This window comes from Phaeobacter piscinae (genome assembly GCF_002407245.1).
Classification (GTDB): domain Bacteria; phylum Pseudomonadota; class Alphaproteobacteria; order Rhodobacterales; family Rhodobacteraceae; genus Phaeobacter; species Phaeobacter piscinae.
In genome coordinates, this window is record NZ_CP010681.1 from 2,692,611 (window position 1) to 2,717,786 (window position 25,176).

The 25,176-nt window shown below is 62.3% G+C and carries 21 protein-coding genes; 11 read left to right on the forward strand and 10 right to left on the reverse strand.

Going from position 1 to position 25,176, the window contains the following annotated elements:
- Window positions 1–24: 24 nt before the first annotated feature.
- Window positions 25–783, reverse strand: a complete 759-nt coding sequence (locus phaeop14_RS12660; protein ID WP_040179525.1) for a GntR family transcriptional regulator — start codon at window positions 781–783, stop codon at window positions 25–27.
- Window positions 780–1,682: a glucosamine kinase nucleotide-binding domain-containing protein gene (locus tag phaeop14_RS12665; protein WP_096789741.1), complete on the reverse strand. Its 903-nt coding sequence runs from the start codon at window positions 1,680–1,682 to the stop codon at window positions 780–782. Before phaeop14_RS12665 ends, phaeop14_RS12660 begins: the two co-directional genes overlap by 4 nt.
- A gap of 177 nt (window positions 1,683–1,859) precedes the next feature.
- On the opposite strand from phaeop14_RS12665, the gene phaeop14_RS12670 reads away from it, so the two are divergent.
- The 10 genes from phaeop14_RS12670 to eda all read left to right on the forward strand — a co-directional run bounded on the left by phaeop14_RS12670 (window position 1,860) and on the right by eda (window position 14,079).
- The gene (locus phaeop14_RS12670) at window positions 1,860–2,789 is read left to right on the forward strand and encodes an N-acetylmuramic acid 6-phosphate etherase (RefSeq protein WP_096789742.1); all 930 of its coding nucleotides are present in this window, start codon (window positions 1,860–1,862) and stop codon (window positions 2,787–2,789) included.
- A gap of 76 nt (window positions 2,790–2,865) precedes the next feature.
- A complete protein-coding gene (locus tag phaeop14_RS12675; RefSeq protein ID WP_096789743.1) occupies window positions 2,866–4,119 on the forward strand; it encodes an ABC transporter substrate-binding protein in 1,254 nt (417 codons plus the stop codon).
- Window positions 4,120–4,202: 83 nt separating this feature from the next.
- Window positions 4,203–5,129: a carbohydrate ABC transporter permease gene (locus phaeop14_RS12680; RefSeq protein ID WP_040175537.1), complete on the forward strand. Its 927-nt coding sequence runs from the start codon at window positions 4,203–4,205 to the stop codon at window positions 5,127–5,129.
- A 10-nt stretch (window positions 5,130–5,139) separates the two neighbouring features.
- Window positions 5,140–5,979: a carbohydrate ABC transporter permease gene (locus phaeop14_RS12685; RefSeq protein ID WP_040179514.1), complete on the forward strand. Its 840-nt coding sequence runs from the start codon at window positions 5,140–5,142 to the stop codon at window positions 5,977–5,979.
- 142 nt (window positions 5,980–6,121) lie between these two features.
- Entirely contained in the window at window positions 6,122–7,213 is a 1,092-nt protein-coding gene (locus phaeop14_RS12690; RefSeq protein ID WP_096789744.1) for a Gfo/Idh/MocA family protein, read from the forward strand.
- 12 nt (window positions 7,214–7,225) lie between these two features.
- Complete coding sequence (locus tag phaeop14_RS12695; RefSeq protein ID WP_096789745.1) at window positions 7,226–8,221, forward strand: ABC transporter ATP-binding protein; 996 nt, start codon at window positions 7,226–7,228, stop codon at window positions 8,219–8,221.
- Between the two features lie 193 nt (window positions 8,222–8,414).
- Complete coding sequence (gene pgi / locus phaeop14_RS12700) at window positions 8,415–10,031, forward strand: glucose-6-phosphate isomerase (protein WP_096789746.1); 1,617 nt, start codon at window positions 8,415–8,417, stop codon at window positions 10,029–10,031.
- A gap of 45 nt (window positions 10,032–10,076) precedes the next feature.
- A complete protein-coding gene (zwf, locus tag phaeop14_RS12705; protein WP_040175546.1) occupies window positions 10,077–11,537 on the forward strand; it encodes a glucose-6-phosphate dehydrogenase in 1,461 nt (486 codons plus the stop codon).
- Window positions 11,538–11,604: 67 nt separating this feature from the next.
- Window positions 11,605–13,428 carry a phosphogluconate dehydratase gene (edd, locus tag phaeop14_RS12710; protein ID WP_096789747.1) on the forward strand — a complete coding sequence of 608 codons (1,824 nt, stop codon included), beginning with the start codon at window positions 11,605–11,607 and terminating at the stop codon, window positions 13,426–13,428.
- A gap of 3 nt (window positions 13,429–13,431) precedes the next feature.
- Entirely contained in the window at window positions 13,432–14,079 is a 648-nt protein-coding gene (gene eda / locus phaeop14_RS12715) for a bifunctional 4-hydroxy-2-oxoglutarate aldolase/2-dehydro-3-deoxy-phosphogluconate aldolase (protein ID WP_096789748.1), read from the forward strand.
- Between the two features lie 89 nt (window positions 14,080–14,168).
- Here the strand turns inward: eda and phaeop14_RS12720 are convergent, their stop codons facing one another.
- The 6 genes from phaeop14_RS12720 to phaeop14_RS12745 form a co-directional block, all read right to left on the reverse strand.
- Window positions 14,169–14,501 (reverse strand): GFA family protein, encoded by a 333-nt coding sequence (locus tag phaeop14_RS12720; RefSeq protein ID WP_241770629.1) that lies wholly within the window; start codon window positions 14,499–14,501, stop codon window positions 14,169–14,171.
- 206 nt (window positions 14,502–14,707) lie between these two features.
- Entirely contained in the window at window positions 14,708–15,679 is a 972-nt protein-coding gene (locus tag phaeop14_RS12725) for a carbohydrate kinase family protein (protein WP_096789749.1), read from the reverse strand.
- Entirely contained in the window at window positions 15,676–16,320 is a 645-nt protein-coding gene (locus tag phaeop14_RS12730) for an AAA family ATPase (RefSeq protein ID WP_096789750.1), read from the reverse strand. Before phaeop14_RS12730 ends, phaeop14_RS12725 begins: the two co-directional genes overlap by 4 nt.
- Window positions 16,317–17,093, reverse strand: coding sequence for an ATP-binding cassette domain-containing protein (locus phaeop14_RS12735; protein ID WP_040175555.1), 777 nt, complete (start codon window positions 17,091–17,093; stop codon window positions 16,317–16,319). Before phaeop14_RS12735 ends, phaeop14_RS12730 begins: the two co-directional genes overlap by 4 nt.
- The gene (locus phaeop14_RS12740; RefSeq protein ID WP_040175556.1) at window positions 17,093–18,154 is read right to left on the reverse strand and encodes an ABC transporter permease; all 1,062 of its coding nucleotides are present in this window, start codon (window positions 18,152–18,154) and stop codon (window positions 17,093–17,095) included. Before phaeop14_RS12740 ends, phaeop14_RS12735 begins: the two co-directional genes overlap by 1 nt.
- Window positions 18,155–18,388: 234 nt before the next feature.
- Window positions 18,389–19,405: a sugar ABC transporter substrate-binding protein gene (locus phaeop14_RS12745; RefSeq protein WP_040179492.1), complete on the reverse strand. Its 1,017-nt coding sequence runs from the start codon at window positions 19,403–19,405 to the stop codon at window positions 18,389–18,391.
- 172 nt (window positions 19,406–19,577) lie between these two features.
- Here phaeop14_RS12745 and phaeop14_RS12750 point away from each other — a divergent pair, with 172 nt between their 5' ends.
- On the forward strand, window positions 19,578–20,780 hold the full coding sequence (locus tag phaeop14_RS12750; protein WP_096789751.1) for an ROK family transcriptional regulator: 1,203 nt from the start codon (window positions 19,578–19,580) through the stop codon (window positions 20,778–20,780).
- A 9-nt stretch (window positions 20,781–20,789) separates the two neighbouring features.
- On the opposite strand, the gene phaeop14_RS12755 is transcribed toward phaeop14_RS12750, so the two are convergent.
- A complete protein-coding gene (locus phaeop14_RS12755) occupies window positions 20,790–21,320 on the reverse strand; it encodes a GNAT family N-acetyltransferase (protein WP_096789752.1) in 531 nt (176 codons plus the stop codon).
- A 130-nt stretch (window positions 21,321–21,450) separates the two neighbouring features.
- Entirely contained in the window at window positions 21,451–24,963 is a 3,513-nt protein-coding gene (gene dnaE / locus phaeop14_RS12760; protein ID WP_096789753.1) for a DNA polymerase III subunit alpha, read from the reverse strand.
- Window positions 24,964–25,176: the final 213 nt, after the last annotated feature.

The window sequence follows — 25,176 nt, forward strand, 5'->3', positions numbered from 1 at the left end:
GGTCCCCTCCTCAGGGTCGCCAGGTTAGGTCGTCCCGAGCCGCAGCTCGGCGACAAAATCATAGGCATCGCCGCGATAGATCGAGCGGGTGAATTCGACCACGCGCCGGTTGCGCAAATACGATGTCCGCACGATGCTCAGCCCCGCCATCCCAGGCTCCACCCCCAGCATCTGCGCCTCTTGTTCGGGCAGGTTGATCGCCGAGATCCGCTGCAAAGCCCGCACCGGACGGCTGCCGGATTGCTCCAGAACCTCATAAAGCGAGCCTTGAACCGCCTGCGGATTGGGCAGGATATCCACCGGCAGCGACGCGCGCTCAATCGCCATCGGGCGCCCATTGGCCCGGCGCAGACGCGCGATCCGGGCAACCGCCTCGCCGGAGGTCAGCGCCAGCGCCATCACCTCTTCCGGTGACGGGGTGTGAATGCCGCGTTCCAGCCATTCAACGCTGGTGTCATATCCGCGCCGCTCCATATCCTCGGTAAAGGAGGTCAGCTGCGACAGCGATTGCTCCACCTTGGGCGTGCCATCCGCCACAAAACTGCCAGAGCCCTGCCGCTGCACGATAATGCCGCGATCCACTAGATCCTGCATCGCACGGCGTACGGTGACCCGCGAGAGGCCGGTGAGTGTGGCAATTTCCCGCTCCGCAGGCAGCGGCGCGCTTTTGGGGAGGAGCCCGGTTTCAATGCCATCCTCAATGCGCTGGCGCAGCCGCACATAGCGAGGACCGGCCGCATCGTCCAGCCAGGCGGCCGGCGTCAGGAATTCCTCAACCGTCATACTGCCTCCTGCGCAATCTCGCGGGCAAATCGGCGTGCCAGCTCCAGCGCGCCATCCAGCGGCGAGCCTTGTGCCCTCCGAAGATAATCCGCCACGTCCGCGGGCAGATAGGCGGCGTATTGCGCGGCGACCCCCCCGATATGGTACACAGGTTCCTCAGGACGACGCCCCAGCGCCTGCAGACCGTTGCACAGATACTCTGCGCCCTCCGCCATCAGCCGCCGCCCCGCCGCATCACTCTCCGCCGCAGCCTTGGCCACGCGCGGCGCATAAGCGCCAAAGGCCACCGGCCGCGCGGTCTGGGCAAAACGGACAATCCTTGCTGTCTCATTGGAAAAGTCGCGCAGACAGTTGCGCAGCAGCGGGGTCATCGGCTCAACCCCTTCGGCAGCCTGCAGGGTCAGCTGCAACACACGCCGCCCCAGCCAACCGCCCGAGGCCTCATCCCCCAGAACCGTACCATGGCCGCCAATAAGCGTAACCTGTCCGGCCACCTGACGCCCGAGGAACGACCCGGTGCCAACCCCGATGAGGCTGGCGGTCTCTTCCCCCAATGCGCCCACCACAGCGGGCATGCGGTCATCTTCCACCCGGACATGCGCCTGTGGCAGGGCCTCCGCGACACGCGCGGCAGACTCACGATCTATGACACCAGCCAGTCCGGCATAGACCGGAATCTGGTAAAAATCCTCATCAGTCAGTCCCGACTGCCGCCGCAGATCCGTCAATCCGCCACGCAGGGTCTCAACGGCCTGATCGGGCGCCGTATAAACATTGGCGCTGCCGCCGGTCACCACCAGCTGCTGCGGCGGTGTCGCTCCTGATTTCAGCAGGGCAAAGCGGCAGGAGGTTCCCCCTCCATCCACGGCGATCAGATATGGAAAGCGCGAGTCGGTCATACAATACCTATAAGATACCTTTCACGCAAAATAAAGACCTCTCTAACAGCAAGATTACCATTCGACCGGGTAATTAGCTGAATATACCGCAAAAAGCCTTTACACAAATTAAATGGTAGACAAGTGGTATTGTATAGGTATTAAATACTTCTCATTCACCTGAGGGGGAGGAATCACATGGCATCGAGGAGCGACCAACACTCCGCAGCCAGCAAACCGGCACAGGCCGAGGCGCAAACAGAGACGCTGCACCCTGATGCCCAGGGGCTGGATCTGCGCGCTGACGCGGAGATCCTCGACACCCTGCTGGACGGTCAGCTGCGCGCATTGGAAGCTGTGGCCAGCGCCCACACTGCGATCGCAGCCGGTGCAGCCCTGCTGACCAGCCGTCTGCACAATGGCGGCCATCTGCATTACGCAGCCGCAGGATCCTCTGCCCTGATGGCGCTCGCCGATGGAGCAGAACTGCCCGGGACATTCGGCATCAGCGCCGACCAGATTTCCATTCACATGGCGGGGGGCATCCCTGCGGACGGGCGCATGCCCGGCCACACCGAAGATGACGCTGAGGCCGGCGCCAAAGCCGCCACCACTGTGACCACAGATGATGTGGTTATCGCCCTTTCGGCTAGCGGCAGCACCCCATTCCCGATGAGCTTTGCCCGGACGGCGCAGGCCGCCGGGGCCAAGGTGATCGCAATCGCCAACAACGCCGACACGCCGCTTCTGAACCTGGCCGATGTGGCGATCTGCCTGCCCACCCCGCCGGAGGTCATCGCAGGATCGACCCGTATGGGGGCCGGCACCGCACAGAAGGCCGCGCTCAATATGATGTCCACGCTGGCCGGTATCCGGCTGGGGCATGTGATGGACGGCATGATGGTCAACCTCATCGCCGACAATGCCAAGCTACGCCAGCGCGCCATCCGCATTGTCAGCACCCTCACCCGGCAGGACGCCGAGGCCGCAGCCCGGGCGCTGGATCAGACCGGCGGCGCGGTAAAGCCCGCCATTCTGCTGCTGCAGGGGGCCGCCTCACCCACCGCGGCAGAAACTCTGCTGCGCCATCACAAGAACAACCTGCGAGCCGCGCTCGCACAGGTGTAACGGTCGGCCACGCGCCACCCAAGAGGTCACCAAGACCCTGATTACAAATACCAACATGCAAACTGGGAGATACTGAATGACACGGAAACTCTTTACCCTCGCGCTGCTCGGCTCGACCGTGATCGGCGGCGCCGCAGCTGCTGAAGACGTGACGCTGACCATTGAGAGCTGGCGCAATGACGACCTCGCCCTTTGGCAGGACAAGATCATCCCCGCCTTTGAAGCGGCCAACCCCGGCATCAAGCTGAAGTTCACCCCCTCTGCCCCGGCAGAATACAATGCGGTGCTGAATTCCAAACTGGATGCGGGCAGCGCCGGTGACCTGATCACCTGCCGCCCCTTTGACGCCTCGCTTGGTCTTTATGACAAGGGCCAGTTGGCGGACCTCTCTGATCTGAACGCCATGGGCAGCTTCTCCGATGTCGCCAAATCCGCCTGGCAGACCGATGACGGCTCCGCCACCTTCTGCGTGCCGATTGCTTCGGTGATCCACGGCTTCATCTACAACAAAGACGCCTTTGCCGAGCTGGGTGTGAATGTGCCCGAAACCGAAGATGAGTTCTTTGCGGCGCTGGAAAAGATCAAACAGGACGGCAACTACGTGCCTCTGGCGATGGGCACCAACGACCAGTGGGAAGCCGCCACCATGGGCTACAACAACATTGGCCCGAACTACTGGAAAGGTGAGGAAGGCCGTCTTGCCCTGATCGCAGGCGAGCAGAAACTGACCGATGATCAGTGGGTTGCCCCCTATGAGACCCTGTCGAAATGGGGCGCGTACATGGGCGACGGCTATGAGGCGCAGACCTATCCTGACAGTCAGAACATCTTCACCCTAGGCCGGGCCGCAATCTATCCGGCAGGCAGCTGGGAAATCTCCGGCTTCAACACTCAGGCTGATTTTGAAATGGGCGCGTTCAAACCGCCGGTCAAAGCCGCAGGCGACACCTGCTACATCTCGGATCACACGGACATTGCCGTGGGCCTGAACGCCGCCTCCCCCAATGCCGAGGCGGCCAAGACCTTCCTGAACTGGGTCGGCTCGGCTGAATTCGCCAGCATCTACGCAAATGCGCTGCCAGGCTTCTTCTCGCTGTCGAACCATGAGGTCGCAATGGAGGATCCGCTGGCGCAGGAGTTCGTCTCCTGGCGTGGCGAGTGTGAGAGCACCATCCGCTCCACCTATCAGATCCTGTCGCGCGGCACGCCCAACCTCGAAAACGAGACATGGGGCGCCTCCGTTGCTGCGATCAAGGGCACCAAAGCGCCTGCTGATCTGGGCGCAGAACTGCAAGAGGGTCTGGCCAGCTGGTACGAACCGCAGAAGTAAGCGCGCCACCACCTGACTGACCTGACACTCAGGCGTCCGGGCGGCCCCATGCGGCCCGGACCCGCCGACAGATGGGACACATCATGCAAAATACCTCTCATAAACCGCGCAGACGCTGGCATATTGCCGTTTTCCTTGCGCCCGCTGTGCTGGTCTACACCGCCATCATGATTTTCCCACTGTTCAATACTCTGCGGCTCGCGCTCTACAGCGAAAGCGACCAGATCCGCCAGTTCGTCGGCCTTGCCAACTTCGAGACCCTGTTTTCCAATCCCAACTGGTCTGAACAGTTCTGGAACGCGCTTGGCAATAACTTCTGGTTTTTCTTTGTTCACATGCTGGTGCAGAACCCGATCGGGGTGGCATTGGCGGCGATCCTCAGCCATCCCCGGCTGCGCTTTGCAGCGCTCTATCGTACGGCGATCTTTGTGCCCACAATCCTCAGCTTTGTCATCGTCGGCTTTGCCTGGAAACTGATCCTCTCGCCGATCTGGGGCATCACACCGGATCTCCTGGACGCCATCGGCCTGAAATGGCTGTTCGCACCCTGGCTTGGCAAGGAAGACTACGCCCTGACCACGCTGGCGCTGATCTCCGTCTGGCAGTTTGTCGGCATCCCGATGATGCTGATTTACGCAGCCCTTCTGTCGATCCCGGAAGAGGTGATCGAGGCGGGCGAGGTTGACGGCATCACCGGAATGGCCGCCTTCTGGAAGATCAAACTGCCGCTGATCCTGCCCTCCATCGGGATCATCTCAATCCTGACATTTGTCGGCAATTTCAACGCCTTCGACCTGATCTACACCACCCAAGGCGCGCTCGCTGGGCCGGACTTCTCCACCGATATCCTCGGCACCTTCATGTATCGCACCTTCTTCGGTTTTCAGCTGCAATTGGGCGATCCGCATATGGGATCCGCGATTGCCACCGCCATGTTCGCGATCATCCTGATCGGTGTCTGTATCTATCTCTTCGGCATCCAGACCCGTCTGCGCCGCTACCAGTTCTGAGGATCGGACGATGAACAAAGCCCGCTCAAACCCGTTCAACAGCATCCTCGCGCATGGCGCGCTGATCACCTACACGCTGATCGCCCTGTTTCCGGTCTTCGTCATTCTGGTGAACAGCTTCAAAACCCGCAAAGCGATCTTTCGCGACCCGCTGGGTCTGCCCACATCAGACACGTTTTCGATGGTCGGCTATCAGACCGTCCTGAAGCAGGGGGACTTCTTCCTCTATTTTCAGAACTCGATGATTGTTACCGTGGTCTCCCTCGCACTGGTGCTGCTGTTTGGCGCCATGGCCGCCTTTGCCCTCGCGGAATATCGGTTCAAGGGCAATATGCTGCTTGGCCTGTACCTCGCCCTTGGCATCATGATCCCGATCCGCATCGGCACCGTCGCCATTCTGGAGCTGATGGTGGACACTGGCCTCGTGAACACGCTGACTGCGCTGATCCTTGTCTATACCGCGCAAGGGCTGCCGCTGGCGGTGTTCATCCTGTCGGAATTCATGAAACAGGTGAGCGACGATCTGAAAAACGCAGGTCGCATCGACGGGCTGTCGGAATACACCATCTTCTTCCGACTGGTCCTGCCGCTGGTGCGCCCAGCCATGGCCACCGTCGCGGTTTTCAACATGATCCCGATCTGGAACGATCTCTGGTTCCCGCTGATTCTGGCCCCGGCCGAGGAGACCAAGACGCTGACATTGGGCAGCCAGGTCTTCATCGGGCAGTTCGTCACCGACTGGAACGCCGTGCTATCCGCCCTGTCAATGGCCATTCTGCCGGTGATGGTGCTCTACGTGATTTTCTCACGCCAGCTCATTCGCGGCATCACTTCCGGGGCGGTCAAATGACGCTGCCGCGCAAACCATCCCCCTGCCCGGTCCTGATGCCGGGCCGCGCCGGACCAGCCCCCCAAGATGGCAGACCTCTGTCATCTCCTGGTCCGGCGCACTCAACCGCTGTGCAGCTGAACCGCCATTCAGGAGACAGCCAATGACCCGTGTTCTGATTGCTGGCCTCGGCAACATGGGGTTTTCCCATGCTCTGGCTCACCACCACGATGACACCGCGCAGATCGTCGGCCTCGTCAACCGCTCTGGTGGCGCCGCGCAGGCTCCCTTGCAGGACTATCCGGTTTTTAGCGATTTCCATCAGGCGCTGGCGCGAAGCAGACCCGATCTGGTGGTCATTGCCACCTATTCAGACAGTCACGCCGCTTATGCCATCGCCGCGATGGAGGCCGGCGCGCATGTGTTTGTCGAAAAACCGCTGGCCACCACGGTTGCTGACGCCCGCGCTGTGACCAACGCCGCCCGCCGTCTGGGGCGCAAACTGATGGTGGGCTATATCCTGCGCCATCACCCCAGCTGGCTGCGTCTGATTGCTGAGGCCCGCGATCTCGGCCCGCCTTATGTGTTCCGCATGAACCTCAACCAGCAGTCCGATGGGCCGACATGGGACACCCATAAAGCGCTGATGCAGACCACCTCTCCGATCGTGGATTGCGGTGTGCATTACGTCGATGTCATGTGCCAGATCACCGATGCCACGCCCCAGCGCGTTCACGGCATCGGCCTGCGCCTGTCCGACGAAATCGCCGAGGATATGTATAACTACGGCCAGTTTCAGGTGAGTTTCTCCGACGGCTCCGTCGGCTGGTACGAGGCCGGTTGGGGTCCGATGATGTCGGAGACCGCCTATTTCGTGAAAGACGTGATTTCGCCGAATGGCTCCGTCTCGATCACCGAAACAGACAGGGGCGGCTCGGACGATGTGGATGGCCATACCGCCGTCGGCAGCCTGATCGTACATCGCAGCGCGCAAGGCATCCCCGACCGCCAGATAGACCTCCCCGACGAACCCGACCATGACGCCCTCTGCGCGGCTGAACAGGCCCATATGCTGCGCGTCATTGCCGACGACCTCGACATGGAGCGGCATATGCAGGACGCCGTTGCCTCGCTGGCGATCTGTCTGGCCGCCGACCAGAGCATCCGCAGCGGCGCGCCTGTCGATCTGACATCTGACCTGACAGAGGCCGAGGCCACAGCGCCCGCCTCTCCATCTCTGCCCCCGAAGACCTGAAGGATTACCGCCATGACTGCCCTACAGCTCACCAATGTCTGCAAGTCCTTTGGCCCGGTCGAGGTGCTGAAAGACATCAACCTCACCGTCGAAGACGGCGAATTCGTGGTCTTTGTCGGCCCCTCAGGATGTGGCAAATCCACCCTCCTGCGGGTTATCTCCGGGCTGGAGGATGCCACCGCAGGCGAAATTTCCATCGGCGGCCAGACTGTCACCACCACGCCACCCGCCAAACGCGGCATTGCCATGGTGTTTCAGTCCTACGCGCTTTACCCGCATCTTTCCGTGCGCGAAAACATGGCGTTGGCGCTGAAACAGGAACGCCAGCCCAAAGAGGAAATCACCGCCCGCGTCGCCGAGGCCAGCCGCATGTTGTCGCTGGAAGACTATCTGGACCGCCGCCCCTCCGAACTCTCCGGCGGCCAACGCCAGCGGGTCGCCATTGGCCGCGCCGTGGTGCGCGAACCGAAACTGTTTCTCTTTGATGAACCGCTCTCCAACCTTGATGCGGCCCTGCGCATGAACACACGGCTGGAAATCGCCCGGCTGCACCGGCAGCTGTCGGCCAGCATGATCTACGTCACCCATGACCAAATCGAGGCGATGACACTTGCCGACAAGATCGTGGTGCTGCGCGATGGCCGTATTGAACAGGTCGGCACGCCGATGGAGCTTTACAACAACCCCGCCAATCGCTTTGTGGCCGAATTCATCGGCGCGCCTGCGATGAATTTTGTGCCGGCCCTTCGCCTTGGCGGCACTGCCGGTCAGTTCATCGGCATCCGCCCGGAATACGCCCGCATCAGCCCTGATGGCCCCCTCGCGGGGGAGGTGATTCACGTGGAGAAGCTGGGCGGAGATACCAATATCCTCGTCGACATGGGCGAGAACCTCACCTTCACGGCGCGGCTTTTTGGCCAGCATGACACCGATGTAGGCGAGACGCTGCAATTCGATTTCGACCCTGCCAACTGCCTTACCTTCGACGCTGCGGGACAACGTATCTGATCGCGCGCTGCTGCGCGCGCTCTTGTTTCAGGCACAGCTCACCGGACCGATCTATTGGGCCTATTCCGGCGGCCTGCTATATTAGGGCGTTACAAATACACATGTTAGCGCTAACTAGACGGCAGCGGTGCCCCGGAGTGATTCGCAACTGGATGGATCACAACTGGGCAAGACCAACCGAGGGAGACCGACGATGACGCAGACCTGGCAACTTCTGGCAGAGCACCACGCACAGACTGCCGATACCGCGCTGCTGTCGCTGTTTGACGCGCCCGACCGGTTTCAGGCTTTCTCTGTCGAAACCGACGGTCTGCTTCTGGATTATTCCAAAACCGCGCTGGACACCACCGCGCTCTCGCTGCTCGAGCGTCTCACCGCTGAGGCGGGCCTCGCGGATCGCATCAGCCAGATGTTCCGCGGTGAGAAAATCAACCCCACTGAAGACCGCGCCGTGCTGCACACTGCCCTGCGGGCGCAGACCGATACCGCGATCAAGGTCGATGGTGACGATGTCCTGCCTGCCATCCGCCAGACTCTGCAACAGATGGAGAGCTTCGCCGAGGCGCTGCGCGATGGCACCCTACGCTCCAGCACCGGGGCAAAATTCACCGATGTGATCAACATCGGCATTGGCGGCTCTGACCTTGGTCCCGCCATGGCGACCCTGGCACTGGCGCCCTACCACGACGGTCCGCGCTGCCATTTTGTGTCCAATGTGGATGGCGCCCATATCGCCGACACGCTGAAGGGGCTGGATCCGCAGACCACATTGGTCATCATCGCCTCCAAGACCTTCACCACCATCGAGACAATGACCAATGCACGCACCGCGCTGGATTGGCTGCGCGCCACGCTGGGAGAGGACACCTCCGCCCATCTGGCCGCCGTCTCCACCGCGCAGGACAAAACCGCCGCCTTTGGCATTGCCCCCGAACGGGTCTTCGGTTTTGCCGATTGGGTGGGCGGGCGCTACTCGCTCTGGGGACCGGTGGGTCTGCCGATCATGATCGCCATCGGGGCGGAGGATTTCCGCCAGTTCCTGTCCGGTGCCGCTGCGATGGATGCGCATTTTCGCACTGCACCGTTCCGCGAGAACCTGCCGGTGATGCTCGCGATGACCGGCATCTGGCACCACAATATCTGCGGCTACGACAGCCGCGCGATCCTGCCCTATGACCAGCGTCTGGCCCGCTTCCCCGCCTATCTCCAGCAGCTGGATATGGAAAGCAACGGCAAGAGCGTCGCATTGGATGGTAACCGACTGCCGCGCGACTCTGGCCCGATTGTCTGGGGCGAACCCGGCACCAACGGTCAGCACGCCTTCTATCAACTGCTGCATCAGGGCACCCGCGTGGTGCCTGCTGAATTCCTTATCGCGGCCGAGGCGCATGAGGGGGATCTGACCCATCACCACCAGCTTCTGATCTCCAACTGCCTCGCCCAGTCCGAAGCGCTGATGCTGGGCCGCTCGCACGCGGACGCCCGCGCCATCGCCGCCAAACGCGGCTTCACCGGTGAGGCATTGGAGCAGATGGCCGGGCACCTGTCCTTTGCCGGCAATCGCCCCTCTGTGACCCTCGCCTATCCGAAACTGACGCCCTTTGTGCTTGGCCAGCTGATCGCGCTTTATGAGCACCGCGTCTTTGTCGAAGGGGTGATCTGGGGGCTGAATTCCTTTGACCAATGGGGTGTGGAGCTGGGCAAAGAACTGGCCGTCAGCCTGCTGCCGCTGGTCGATGGCTCCGCCCCGCCCGAGGCTTACGAGGCCAAAGACGGCTCCACCCGGGGCCTGCTGTCCAAACTTACCTGATCCGCCCGCCGCCCTTCCGCCCCCTCAGCTGACAGAGAAAAAGCCATGGTATCCCGCGTCATTCCCGTCCAGTCCTTTGACCTCGTGCTGTTTGGTGCGACCGGGGACCTCGCCCGCCGCAAGATCCTGCCCAGCCTGTTCCACCGTTTCCAGATCGGACAGTTCTCTGACGATTGCCGCATTATCGGCACCTCGCGCAGCGAAATGGACCGCAAGGGATTCCAGGAGATGGTCGCCGACGCCATCCGCACCTATGGCCAGCCGGGCGAGACCAGCGACGACGAAATCGCAGCCTTCGTGGAACTGCTGCACTACACCGCTGTAGACGCGCGCGGCGACAACGGCTGGCAGGCGCTTGGCGATCTGCTGCGCGATGATGCCATCCGCGCCTTCTACCTCTCCGTCGGGCCCAGCCTGTTCCCCGATATCGCGGGCCGTCTGCGCTCCACCGGGATCGCCACCCCCGACAGCCGTATCGTGTTGGAAAAACCGTTCGGCCATGATCTGGCCTCAGCCCAGGCGCTGAATGCCGCCCTGCGCGCCAATTTTGAAGAGCACCAGATCTACCGGATCGACCATTATCTAGGCAAAGAGACCGTCCAGAACCTGATGGCCCTGCGCTTTGCCAATTCGCTCTTTGAACCCCTGTGGAACTCCTCGCACATCGACCATGTGCAGATCACCGTTGCCGAGAGCATCGGCGTCAAAGGGCGCGGCGAATATTACGACAAATCCGGCGCCATGCGCGATATGGTCCAGAACCACCTGATGCAGCTCTTGTGCCTCACGGCGATGGAACCTCCCGCCCGCTTCACCCCCAACGCCGTGCGCGACGAGAAGGTCAAGGTGATCGAGGCGCTGAACCCTGTCGCCCCGGATCAGATTGCGCGCGGTCAATATCGCGGCCCGGAGGGGGACTCCTACCGCGATCATGCAGGCAATCCCGCCAGCACCACCGAAAGCTTCATCGCGATGAAGGTGGAGGTCGCCAATTGGCGGTGGGCCGGCACGCCGTTTTACCTGCGCACTGGCAAATGCCTGCGCGCCCGCGAGTCGGAAATCGCGGTGTTCTTCCGCGATCCACCGCACAACATCTTTGCCGAGGACACCGGCACCGGCGGCATCAAAGGCAACGTGCTGGTCATTCGCCTGCAACCGGACGAGGGCATCACCCTGCGCACTACGATCAAGGATCCCGGCCCCGGTGGCATGCGCCTGACCGGCGCCAATCTCGACATGACCTTCGCCGACAGCCTGCCAGAGGCCGGACGCCCGCAGGATGCCTATGAACGGCTGATCATGGATGTGATCCGGGGCAACCAGACCCTGTTCATGCGCGGTGATGAGGTCGAGGCCGCCTGGGCCTGGGCCGATCCGATCATCGCGGGCTGGGCCGACAACAGCAATGACAGCCCACAGCCCTATGATCCCGGTAGCTCCGGGCCAGAGGATGCGCTGCTGCTGATGCACCGCGACAACCGACGCTGGCGCGGCATCGGCTCCTGAACCTGCTTGTTCTCGCTCCCGACACGATCCGACCAACCGGCACCTGACTGACTGAAAGAGGCACCTGATGCGTTTGAACCAAACAGTCCGCGACGTCACAGACCGAATTATCGCCCGCAGCGCCAAACCCCGCGCTGCCTATCTGGCCCGGATGCGCGCGGCCAAGGGCAAAGGCCCTGCTCGCGCCCATCTCTCGTGCAGCGGTCAGGCCCATGCCTATGCCGCCACCGGTGAGGATCAGATGCCCCTCGCCGAAGGCACCGCCGGGCACCTCGGCATTGTGACCGCCTACAACGATATGCTCTCGGCGCATCAGCCGTTTGAAACCTACCCGCAACGGATCCGCGACGCGGTGCGACGCGTTGGCGGCACGGCGCAGGTCGCAGGCGGCGTGCCGGCCATGTGCGATGGCGTCACCCAGGGCGAGGCGGGAATGGAGCTGAGCCTGTTCTCCCGCGACACCATCGCCATGGCCACCGGCATCGCCCTCAGCCACAATGTCTTTGACGCCACCGTCTACCTCGGCGTCTGCGACAAGATCGTGCCGGGTCTGGTCATCGGCGCGCAGGTCTTTGGCCATCTGCCCGCCGTGTTCCTGCCCGCCGGTCCGATGACCTCCGGCATTTCCAACGACGACAAGGCCAAGGTCCGCCAGAAATTCGCCGCCGGTGAAATCGGGCGTGACGAGCTGCTCAAGTCCGAGATGGCCGCCTATCACGGCCCCGGCACCTGCACCTTCTATGGCACCGCCAATACCAATCAGATGCTGATGGAATTCATGGGTCTGCACCTGCCCGGCTCCTCCTTCGTCAATCCAGGCACCGATATGCGTGCTGCCCTCACGGAGGAAGGCGCCCGCCGTGCCCTCGCCCTCAGCGCGCTTGGCAATGATTATACGCCGGTCTGCGATATTCTGGATGAACGCGCCTATGTGAATGGCATCGTCGGGCTGATGACCACCGGCGGCTCCACCAATCTGCTGATCCACCTGATCGCGATGGCTCGTGCTGGTGGCATCATTCTGGATTGGCAGGATTTCTCTGACCTCTCTGACGTGGTGCCGCTCTTGGCGCGGGTCTATCCCAACGGTTTGGCCGATGTGAACCACTTCCATGCCGCAGGTGGACTGGGCTATGTGATCGGCCAGTTGCTGAACTCTGGTCACCTTCACGCCGACACCCGCACGGTCGCAGGCAGCGGACTGGAGAGCTACACCGCCGAACCCTTCCTTGGTGACGATGGTCTGGTGTGGAAACCCGGCGCCGCCGAGACCCTCAACGACAAGATCATTCGCCCGGCCAGCGACCCCTTCCAGCCCACCGGCGGGCTTTCCCGCCTGTCTGGCAACCTCGGCACCGGCGTGATGAAAATCTCCGCCGTCGCGCCCGAACATCGCGTGGTCGAAGCCCCGGCCCGTGTGTTCCACGACCAGGAGGAGGCCAAGGCCGCCTTCAAAGCGGGTGAGCTGGACAAAGGCGACGTTGTCATCGTGGTCCGCTTCCAGGGGCCGAAGGCCAACGGCATGCCGGAGCTGCATTCGATGACGCCCTTCCTCGGCATCATGCAGGGGCGCGGTCAGAAGGTGGCGCTGGTCACCGATGGCCGCATGTCCGGCGCCTCGGGCAAGATCCCCTCCGCCATCCATGTGGTGCCGGAAGCGCTGGATGGCGGCGCAATCGCCAAACTGCGTGACGGCGACATCGTGCGGGTTGATGCCCTCACCGGGACGCTGGAGGTTCTGAGCGAGGGGTTTGATGCCCGCGAGCCAGTGGTCGCCGATCTCTCCGCCTATCAGCATGGCACCGGCCGCGAGATGTTCGCGCTATTCCGCAATGCCGTCACCTCTGCCGACACCGGCGCCACCGTATTCTCGACCTTGACCGGAGACTGACCCATGGCCATCACCCCACAAGACGCCAGCACCCGTGCCCGCGAGATCTGCCAACTGGCCCCCATCGTGCCGGTTCTGGTTGTCCATGACGTCGCCCACGCCCGCCCGCTGGCAGAGGCGCTGGTCGCCGGTGGCCTGCCCGCGCTGGAGGTCACCCTGCGCACCCCCGCCGCGCTGGATGTGATCGCCGAAATGGCGACGGTGAAAGGCGGCGTTGTTGGTGCAGGCACGCTGGTCACGCCAGAGGATGTCACCCGCGCCGTCGCTGCCGGGGCACAGTTCGGCGTCTCCCCCGGTGCCACCGACACGCTGCTGGACGCGGCGGAAGCCGCAGGCCTGCCGATGCTGCCCGGTGCTGCCACCGCCTCCGAAGCGATGCGCCTGTTCGCGCGCGGCTATGACATGCTGAAACTCTTCCCGGCTGAGGCCTCAGGCGGCGCGCCCGCGCTCAAGGCCATTGGCGCCCCGCTGCCGCAGATCAGCTTCTGCCCCACCGGCGGCGTCAGCCCGGACAATGCAAACAGCTACCTGTCGCTGTCCAACGTGGTCTGCGCCGGTGGCAGCTGGGTGGCCCCGGCGAAACTGATTGAGGCAGGTGACTGGGACGGCATCCGCGACCTCGCCCGCGCCGCCAGCCAACTGCCACGCTGACCGCGCAGGCCCGACAGCAACACTCCCGCAGCCCTGTGCAAACGGCGCTGCGGGATGGCCACGGCTATACCCCGCTCAAAGCGGGTGGATCAGGCCGGATGACCGCTGGATTTTGGCGCATCGTCGCAAATCTCATACCAGCCGGGCTTCTCCGACACGAATTCATGAAACCGGTTTCTGGTCGAAATCTCGCTGTCCAGCGCATTTGCGGCAATCGGGAAACTGTCCTCTTCGGATAGGATTTCACCAAGCGAGCTGCCGCAGATCCTACAGAAACATCTCCCGTATTTATACGGCGCGCCCGGCTGGTAGAGGGCCACCTGATCCCTGCCCGCGACCCAGGTCAGATCTTCCCGTTTCACAAAAACGATGGTGCTCGCCCCCGCCTTTCGACAGCGCGAACAATGGCACGTGCCCATCATGCTTGGCTCCGCCTTCAGTCGGAATTTAACCGCTCCACAGCAACAGCTCCCGTCAATCATCACATCAATCCTTCGCTGCACAACTCACAAGAACAATACATGAACATTCAAGTTCGGACAATCCCAAACGCAACGCACCACACCGGCGGTCACGGCTTGGTGGCGCCTCAACAAATCTGGCATTGATGGGGATTGGACCGAGCGCCTTAGCCCTTCAGTTCATCGCGCCAAGGCGGATTTGCACCGGGACGGGATACCGTGACAGCCGCCGCCCGCGCGCCATATCCCAGACAGGCGCGCAGCTGTTCGGGATCCATCTCACCGCAGGCCGCATCCGCCAGCACGCCAGCCTCGCTCGCTGCGGCCAGAAAGCCTGCATTAAACGTATCGCCAGCCCCGACAGTATCCGCAACCACCGCCACCTGCGCAGGAACCTCGACCGTGGGGCCGGACCGCAGGAACCCCTTCGCGCCCTTGCTGCCCAGCGTCAGGATCACCAACCCTGGCCCCCTCCCGGTCTCCCCGGTCAGAACCTGACGGATTTTCTCCTCAATCGGTGCATCGCCGGGATAGATCCAGTGCAGATCCTCATCCGAGACTTTGACAATCCCGGCCCCCGCCACCATCGCCGCCAAGCGGCTGCGATAGGCCGTCTCATCCTTGGCAAACCCGGCCCGCACATTGGGGTCGATCATGATGATCCGGCGCCCCCGCTCGCGCGCCGCCAGCGTTGCATAGGTCTCCGCCGCAGCGCCATTGCACAGAGAAATCCCGCCAAAGAACAACGTCTCCACATCCTCAGACAGCTCCGGCAACCTGTCAGGACGCAGGCTGGCCCCGGCGGAATTCTCGTCAAAGAAATGATACTCCGCATGACCGTCACGCAGATGCACAAAAGCCAGAGTAGAGGGCTGATCCGACCGTTCGGCAAACCCGTGATCCACATGTGACGCCGTCAGGGCCGCCGCCAGTTGCTGGCCGAACAGGTCGCGCGACAGGCCGGTGAACAGGCCGGTTTCCTGCCCCAGCCGCCCCAGCGCAATCGCCGTATTGAACACCGCGCCGCCGCAATGGGGTACAAACCCGGTCTGCGCCTCTGCGCCATCCATGGTGGCCACGCCCCCCGCGACCGGCGCCGGGATCATGTCGATCAGCGCCTCTCCACAACACAGGATCATTCTGTCTTACCTCTCCAGATCACATCCACAGGCAGGGCGGCGGCGGCCACACGATCTGCATTGGCCAGGTCATTGCCCTCCGCCCGCGCTTCTGCCTCAGCATCGCTCAGGCCATGGGCCTGCCAGCGTGCCACAAGCCGCTCGCGCAGCATCTCGCGCGGGACATCGACCCGCACCGATACATCCCACAATGCCGCCAGATCACGCCAGCCCGGCGCGTCAAACATCAGATAATTGCCTTCCACCACAGCGACCTCAACACCTGCATCCACCCGTGCGGCGCCTGCGATGGCAATGTCCCGTGCGCGGTCGAACTCGGGGTAAATCACCTCTTCGTCTACCGCCATGGCCTCTATCAGCCGCTGAAACCCCGCCCGATCAAAGCTCTCCGGCGCGCCTTTCCGTGCCAGCAGATCCATCTCCGACAACAACCGGTTGTCCAGATGAAACCCGTCCATCGGCACCACCGCAGCTGACGTCCCCTGCGCACAGAGCGCCCGCACCAGCAGCTCTGCGAGGGTGGATTTGCCACTGCCCGGCGCGCCTGCCAGCGCAACCAGTCGCCGCGCCCGACCGGGCCGACATGGCAGCGCCTCAATGGCAGTGACCAGATCCGCCAGTGATGTCACCTCCTGCGTCATGCCGCCGTCAGATCCTCGGACGGCACCTGCGCGCCGGTCATATACGCCACCGCATCCGACATGCTGTGCTGTTTGGGATCAATCACGCAGAGCCGCTTGCCCAGCCGGTGCACATGGATGCGATCCGCAACCTCAAACACATGGGGCATATTGTGGCTGATCAGGATGATCGGAATGCCACGTGATTTTACGTCCTGGATCAACTCCAGCACCCGGCGGCTCTCCTTGACACCCAGCGCCGCCGTTGGCTCATCCAGAATGATCACCTTGGAACCAAAGGCCGCCGCCCGCGCCACGGCTACGCCCTGACGCTGACCGCCCGACAGGGTTTCCACCGCCTGATTGATGTTCTGGATCGTCGCCAAGCCCAGCTCGTTCAGCTTGTCACGGGCGACCTGCTCCATGCGGGCGCGATCCAGCTGCCGCAGCAGATTGCCCCGCCAACCGGGTTTGCGCAGCTCACGCCCCATGAACATATTGTCGGCAATCGACAGCGCAGGCGACATTGCAAGCGTCTGATAAACCGTCTCGATCCCCTCTTCACGCGCATCAATCGGCGATTGGAACGCCACCTTGCGCCCCTCCAACCAGACCTCCCCCGCATCCGGGATCACCGCGCCGGAAATCGCCTTGATCAGCGAGGATTTCCCGGCCCCATTGTCACCGATCACCGCAAGGATCTCTCCCGGCATCAGATCAAAATCGCAATGGTCCAGCGCCGTCACACGCCCGTAACGCTTCACCAGACCGCGGGCTTTCAAAATAGGTTCCATCAGACAGACACCTTTCTGATCCATTGATCCACGGCCACCGCCGCAATAATGAGAAGGCCAATCAGCAGATAGGTCCACTGTGCATCCGCCCCCAACAGGCGCAGCCCAAGGGTAAAGACCCCGACAATCAGCGCCCCGAAAAACGTCCCAAGGATCGACCCGCGCCCGCCAAACAGCGAGATCCCCCCAATCACCACCGCTGTGATGCTCTCGATATTCGCCAGCTGGCCCGAAGTCGGCGACACCGATCCGATCCGCCCGATCATCGCCCAACCGGCAAAGGCGCAGATCAGCCCCGACAGCATATAGACCGAGATCAGCACGCGGTTGACCTTGACTCCCGACAGCTCCGCGGCCTCCGGGTCGTCGCCCACCGCATAGACATGCCGCCCCCAGGCCGTGTGGCGCAGCACATAGGCCAGCAACAGCACCAGAACCACCATGAAGATCACCCCATAGGTGAACACCGCGCCGCCGATTTTGATCTTCTCGCCAAACAGCTGCAACAGCGGCGCCTCGGCGGCGATGGTCTGGCTGCGAATGGTCTCATTGGCGGAATAGAGGAAATTCGTCGCCAGCACGATCTGCCACATGCCCAGCGTCACGATGAACGGCGGCAGCTTCATCCGCGCCACCAGCCAGCCGTTGATAAATCCGCAAAGCGTGCCGCAGATCAGGCCAGAGGCCACCGCCACCTCAACCGGCAACCCGTAGCGAAATGTGAATTGACCCATCACCACCGAACTCAGCACCATGATGGCGCCCACCGACAGGTCGATCCCCGCCGTCAGGATCACCAGCGACTGCGCACAGGCCACGATGCCGACAATACCGACCTGTTGCAGGATCAGCGTGAGCGCAAAGGGGGAGAAAAACTTACTCCCCAGCAGCAGCCCAAACACGATCACCGACAGCACCAGCACAATCAGCGGCACCAGCGATGGCGTCACATGCAGAAGATGCTGCAATCGGCTGATAAAGGAGGCCTCTCCCTGGTCAAAATCCGCAACGGCCTCGGGGCTGCCGCTGGCCGCCGCTTCATAGCTTTGGGGCGTGGTCATATCTGTCTCCGTAACATCCGGCATCCGGGCGGGTCGCATGGTCCCGATCCGGGGATTGAACTGCGGGTCAGATCCGCAGCGGTGCAGAGGGGGCGATGTTGCCACCGCCCCTGTCTATTTCAGCACCCACGATCTGCTCGATGGGTTGGTATGATCGCCTGCGAGATATGCCTGCGTATCCGGTGGCGCTGCCAATCCGTCGTCAAGAGGTCAGGCCGAACCGGATGCCCGGACTTAGCCCCAGCAGAGGTTGGTGCCCTCATCGGTGTTGATGCTCTCGACGCCCTCAGCAGGCTGATCCGTCACCAGCGCCACGCCGGTGTCAAAAAACGCCTTGCCCGGTGTCGGTGCTGGTTTCTCGCCAGTGCTGGCCCAGGCGCTGATCGCCTCGATCCCCTTGGAGGCCATCAGCAGCGGATATTGCTGCGAGGTCGCGCCAATGACACCATCCTTGATGTTCTGCACACCAGGGCAGCCGCCATCAACAGAGACGATCAGCACGTCATTTTCACGCCCGATCGCCTTCAGCGCCTCATAGGCCCCCGCAGCGGCAGGTTCATTGATCGTATAGACCACATTGATCATCGGATCCTTGGCCAGCAGGTTCTCCATCGCGCGGCGACCGCCTTCTTCGTTACCTGCGGTGATATCATTGCCGACAATGCGCGGATCAGTCTCGTCGCCCCATTTGTTGGGATCGCCCAGATCAATGCCAAACCCCTGCAGGAATCCCTGATCGCGCAGCACGCCCACCGTGGGCTGGCTGACAGCAAGATCCAGCATGGCAATCTTTGCATTGGCCGCCTCATCGCCCAGGCTTGCTGCTGCCCATTTGCCGATCAGCTCACCGGCCAGAAAATTGTCGGTGGCAAATGTGGCATCGGCGGAATCAATCGGCTCCAGCGGGGTATCCAGCGCAATCACCACCAGACCAGCGTCGCGCGCCTGCTGCACCGCCGGCACAATTGACGAGGTATCGGAGGCGGTCAGCAGGATGCCCTTCGCCCCATCGGCGATACAGGTCTCAATCGCCGCAACCTGGGTTTCATGGTCGCCATCCACCTTCCCGGCAAAGCTTTTGAGCGTCATGCCCAGCTCTGCCGCCTTGGCCTCGGCGCCCTCTTTCATCTTGACGAAAAACGGATTGGTGTCGGTCTTGGTGATCAGGCAGGCCGTCACGCCCTCCGCCGCAAAGGCGCTGCCAGACATGGCCGCAAATCCAAGCGCGGTTCCCAATAGCAATTTCTTCATGATGTCCTCCCTCAGCATCATAACGCACAAACAAACACAGGACGGGCCAGCCGTCGTGTCGCCCATAGAGGGCCGTGATTCTGACCTCCCTGTCAATAAGTAAATCAACTTGACTTATTAAGTCGATATCCGCACTTTCCTCAGGTCTCAAAGCGTGATTAGGGTCCGCCGCATGGAACAAGAGCAAGCCAGATCCCTGACCGGCGGTGTCAATCAGACCGGTGTCCGCGTGTTCAACGAACGGCTGATCCTGTCTCTTCTGCAGCGCAACGGGGCGATGCCCGGCAGCGCGTTGGCGCGGGGGACAGGCCTGTCGCCACAGACTGTCTCCGTCATCCTGCGCAAGCTGGAAACCGATGGGCTGCTCAGGCGTGGCGAGACCCAGCGCGGCCGGGTTGGCAAGCCGTCGGTGCCCATGGGTCTCAATCCTGACGGCCTCTTCTCCTACGGGCTGAAGATCGGCCGCCGCAGCGTCGAGGTGCTGTTGATGGATGTCTGCGGTGCGGTGCGCCAGCAGCTGCGGCTGCGCTACCCCTACCCCACGCCCGCGGTGGTCTTTGACTTCCTGCGTGACAGCATGCGCCAGATCGAGGCGGCACTGCCGCCAGAGCTGCACCCGCGCATCTGCGGCATCGGCGTTGCTGCCCCCTTCCAGCTCTGGACCTGGCATGCCCAGATCAACGCCCCCGCAGAGGCACTAGCCGACTGGCAGACGGTTGATTTCACATCTGAAATTGCGCGCTTTAGTGCCCTGCCCGTGCATGTGGTCAATGACGCCACCGCCGCCTGCCGCGCCGAACATATGTATGGCCGGGGCAAGGCCTATCGCGACTACGCCTATTTTTTCGTCGGCGCCTTCATCGGTGGCGGCGTGGTGCTGAATCACCGGGTGCTGGAGGGCAATCAAGGCAACGCCGGCGCGCTTGGCTCCCTGTCGATGCTTGGCCCCGACGGGCAGGAGGCAAAGCTCCTGGACCTTGCCTCCATCCACCTCCTCGAACAGCGCCTGCGCGATGCGGGCAAGGATCCCGGCCAGCTCTGGCAGCTGCCGATGCATTGGTCCGGATTTGACGCCGAGGTCACCCCCTGGCTGGATCAGGCCGCAGACGCCATCGCCCGCGCCAGCCTCGCGACCTGCGCGGTGATGGATTTCGAAGCGGTACTGATCGACGGCGCCCTGCCCGACACCATCCGCGCGGCTCTGGTCGACCGCACCCGCACCGCTTTGGCGGCTCTTGACGCCCGCGGTCTGATCCTGCCCCGCATCGAATGCGGCGCCATCGGCCCCAACGCCCGCGCCATCGGCGCCGCCAGCGGCCCGATCATCTCCCAATATCTTCTGGACACCAATTCCGTCTTCAACGCCGCCCTGTGAAGGGGCTGCTCACCCCGGACAGTTGCGCGCAAAGACGTCGTTCAGATACGATTGATCGTTGATGACAAACTGTGTCTCCCCAACCCGCTCAAACCCCTGTGATAGGTAGAACGCCTTGGCCGGGGTGTTTTCGGCATTGCTGGCCAGCCAGACACGCGCCACGCCCTCCTCCGCACAATGGGCCAGACCCGCGCGCAGCAGTGCAGCCCCAATGCCCCGCCCATGGTGGCGTGGCTGCACATACAGCGTCGTGATCTCCACGTCCGAACAGCCCGGTGTCGGCCCCGGACGCCCGCGACTGATGCGGACATAGCCATCAATGCCAACCCGGTTCTGCGAGACAATGACATGCTCCTGCGGATCAGCAAGCGTCTCGGCAAACCGCGCGGTCGTCAGCTCCGCCAGCGCATAATCGGCGAAGAACCCGCTCACCCCCTCGCGCAGATAGGTCCCGATCCAGACCTCCAGCGACAGCGCCGCCAGGCTGGACGCATCCGCCATATCTGCAACCCGCAGAGTAAGATCTGGGTGGTTGGTCAATTGAATGGTTCCTTGGTTGGCAAACACCGTCGCGCGCGCAGGTGGAATGGGCAAGGATCACACCCACGACCCGCCGTGGTATTGAGGGAGGTGCGCGGCCTTTCATCCCGATAAGCGAAGGCCTACGCCCTCAAATCTCCTCCACATCCATCACCCCGTCCAGCGATTTCAGCGCGCCTTTGATCTGGGGGTTGATGGGGAAGGGCTGGCCCAGATCCATCTCAACATCACCGGGCAGGCCGGGATCCTGCAGGTACATATAAACCTCCCCTCGCGCGGCGTTGCGGGCGGCGGATTTGGCATCCTCCAGCACCTGTGCCACCGTCGCCACAGCGCTCGCCTGCGAGATATAGACCCGCAGCGAACTGCGTCCCGCATCGGCAATCGCCGCATCCACCGGCCCGACAGAGCGCACCAAGAGCTTCAGCTGATCGCTCTCCATCGTGGCCTCTGCGGTGATCACCACCTTGGCGCCGGTTTCCAGAAATTCACGTGATTTCTCCAGCACTTCAGAAAATAGCGTGACCTCATAGCCCCCGCTGGTGTCCGACAGCTGGGCAAAGGCAAAGCGGTTGCCGCGGGCCGATTTACGCTCCTGCCGACCGGCGACAACACCGGCCATCTTGGCCATGAACGGCCCGCGCTCCGCCTTGGCCGTCACCTCGTCCAGCGTCATCACATCCTTGCGTTTCAGCGCAGGCATATAGTCGTCCAGCGGATGACCCGAGAGGTAGAACCCAATCGCCTTGAACTCCTCCGACAGCCGCTCAGCAGGCAGCCAGTCCGGGGTGCCGGGTAGACGCGGCTCTGGCAGATCCTCCCCCGCCTCACCGAACAACGACACCTGACTGGAATTGCGCTGGTCATGGACGGCGGAGGAATAATCCACCAGCGCGCCGAGGCTTTCAAACACCCGACGGCGATTGGGGTCCAGCTGATCAAAGCCCCCGGCCCGCGCCAGCATCTCCAGCGGGCGTTTGCCGACCTTTTTCAGATCCACCCGGCGGGCAAAATCAAACAGCGTGGCAAAGGGCTTGTCCTCACCGCTCTCACGCCGCGCCGCGGTCACCAGACGCATCGCCTCCACCCCGACGTTTTTCAGCGCGCCCAGCGCATAGACCAGCTCCCCCTTGACCACATTGAATGTCGCCTCTGAGCGGTTCACACAGGGCGGTACATAGGGCAGGCGCAGGCCTTTCTTGACCTCTTCGAAGTAGATCGCCAGCTTGTCCGTCAGATGGATATCGCAGTTCATGACGCCGGCCATGAACTCCACCGGGTGGTTCGCCTTCAGCCAGCCGGTCTGATAGCTGACCACCGCATAGGCCGCCGCGTGGGATTTGTTGAAGCCGTAGTTGGCAAATTTCTCCAGCAGGTCGAAAACTTCCGACGCCTTCTTGGCCGGAACGCCGTTTTCCGCTGCACCTTTTTCAAACTTCGGACGCTCGGCGTCCATCGCCTCCTTGATCTTTTTACCCATGGCGCGACGCAACAGGTCGGCGCCGCCCAGCGTGTAATTCGCCATCACCTGGGCGATCTGCATCACCTGTTCCTGATAAACGATGATGCCCTGGGTTTCCTCAAGGATGTGGTCGATCAGCGGATGCACCGACTGGATCTTGCGCAGGCCGTTCTTCACCTCGCAATAGACCGGGATGTTCTCCATCGGGCCCGGACGATACAGCGCCACCAGCGCCACAATGTCTTCGATACAGGTGGGTTTCATGCGCTTCAGCGCGTCCATCATGCCGGTGGATTCCACCTGGAACACCGCCACAGTCTTGGCCCGCGAGTAGAGATCATAGGTGACCGTGTCATCCAGCGGGATGGCGTTGATCTGGTTCTCCGCCCCCTCCGGCGGATCATAAAGCTGGGTGCCATCGGCGGCCACATGCAGATCACGGCCCGACTGGAAAATCAGATCCATCGCGTTCTGAATGACGGTCAGCGTCTTTAGGCCAAGGAAGTCGAATTTGACCAGCCCTGCCTGCTCCACCCATTTCATGTTGAACTGGGTCGCGGGCATGTCCGAGCGCGGATCGCGGTAAAGCGGCACCAGCGCATCCAGCGGTCGATCGCCAATCACCACACCCGCCGCGTGGGTGCCCGCTGATCGCAACAGTCCCTCAACCTGCATGCCGTATTTCAGCAGCCGGTCGACAACCTCTTCGTTCTCCGCCTCCTCGCGCAGCCGCGGCTCTTCGCGTAGACTGTCCACGATAGACATCGGCTTCACGCCCTCGACCGGGATCAGCTTCGACAGCCGGTCCACCTGGCCATAGGGCATTTGCAACACCCGCCCCATGTCGCGCACCGCCGCCTTCGACAACAGCGCACCAAAGGTGATGATCTGCCCAACTTTATCGCGGCCATATTTCTCCTGCACGTATTTGATCACCTCCTCCCGGCGATCCATGCAGAAGTCGATGTCGAAGTCCGGCATCGACACCCGTTCCGGGTTCAGAAAGCGTTCAAACAGCAGCGAATAGCGCAGCGGATCAAGGTCGGTAATCGTCAGCGCATAGGCCACCAAGGAGCCCGCACCGGAGCCCCGCCCCGGCCCCACCGGTATATCGTGATCCTTGGCCCATTGGATGAAGTCGGCAACAATCAGGAAGTAGCCCGGGAACCCCATCCCCTCGATGATGCCCAGCTCGAAATCAAGCCGCTCTTGGTATTCCTCGACGCTCACCGCATGGGGGATCACCGCCAGCCGCTGCTGCAGGCCTTCATTGGCGATGCGGCGCAACTCTGCAACCTCGTCATCGGCAAACTTCGGCAGGATCGGATCGCGCCGATACGCCATGAAGGCGCAGCGTTTGGCAATCTCCACCGTGTTCTCAATCGCTTCGGGCAGATCGGCAAACAGCGCCACCATCTCTTCCTGGCTCTTGAAGTAATGCTGCGCCGTCAGACGCCGCCGTGGTTCGGCCTGATCGACATAGGCGCCCTCAGCGATGCAGATCATCGCGTCATGGGCCTCATACATTTCTGTGTTCGGGAAATAGACGTCATTGGTGGCAACCAACGGCAGATCCATGGCATAGGCCATTTCCACATGGCCGCGCTCGGTCGCCTGCTCCGCCTCTGGTTGGCCATGCTCTCCGGGATGACGCTGCAACTCCACATACAGACGATCCGGGAACATCTCTTTCAGCCGCTGCATCAATGCTTCAGCCGCCGGACGCTGCCCCATCTGCAACAGCCGCCCCACCGGCCCGTCCGGCCCGCCGCTGAGGCAGATCACATCTTCAGAATGCGCCGCAAGCTCCTCCAGCGTCACATGCGCCAGCTCACTGCCTTCGCGCATGTAAAGACAGGAATTCAGCTTCATCAGATGCTCATAGCCGGTCTCGCTCTGCGCCAGCAGCACCAGCGGAGCGGGCGGTTTTGGCCGCTCCCCGGGGGCCGGCTCAGTGAACCGCAGATCCACCTGACACCCCATGATCGGTTGCACCCCGGCCCCGCTGGCCCCAACGGAAAATTCCAGTGCGGCAAACAGGTTGTTGGTGTCGGTCACCGCAATCGCGGGCATCTCGTGTTTTTTACAGAGATCCGGCAGCTTCTTCAGCCGCAGCGCGCCTTCCAAGAGCGAATATTCGGTATGGGTGCGCAGATGAATGAATCGGGGAGCATTTGTCATGCCGCCAAGCTACCGCCAGCACCGCCAAGGTTAAAGCGCTTCCACACGCGGGTGACCAACTTCCGGCGCACCGCAGGCTTTTTCAATTGCCGTAAAATTGGGCGCTTATTATTCCGCTTTCTTTGAAAGTCTTATCAAGATCCGCCCGAAGCCCTGCGACAATCCGGCATTAAACCCTTCAAAAATAACGGCATACACCGGCACACAGCAAGG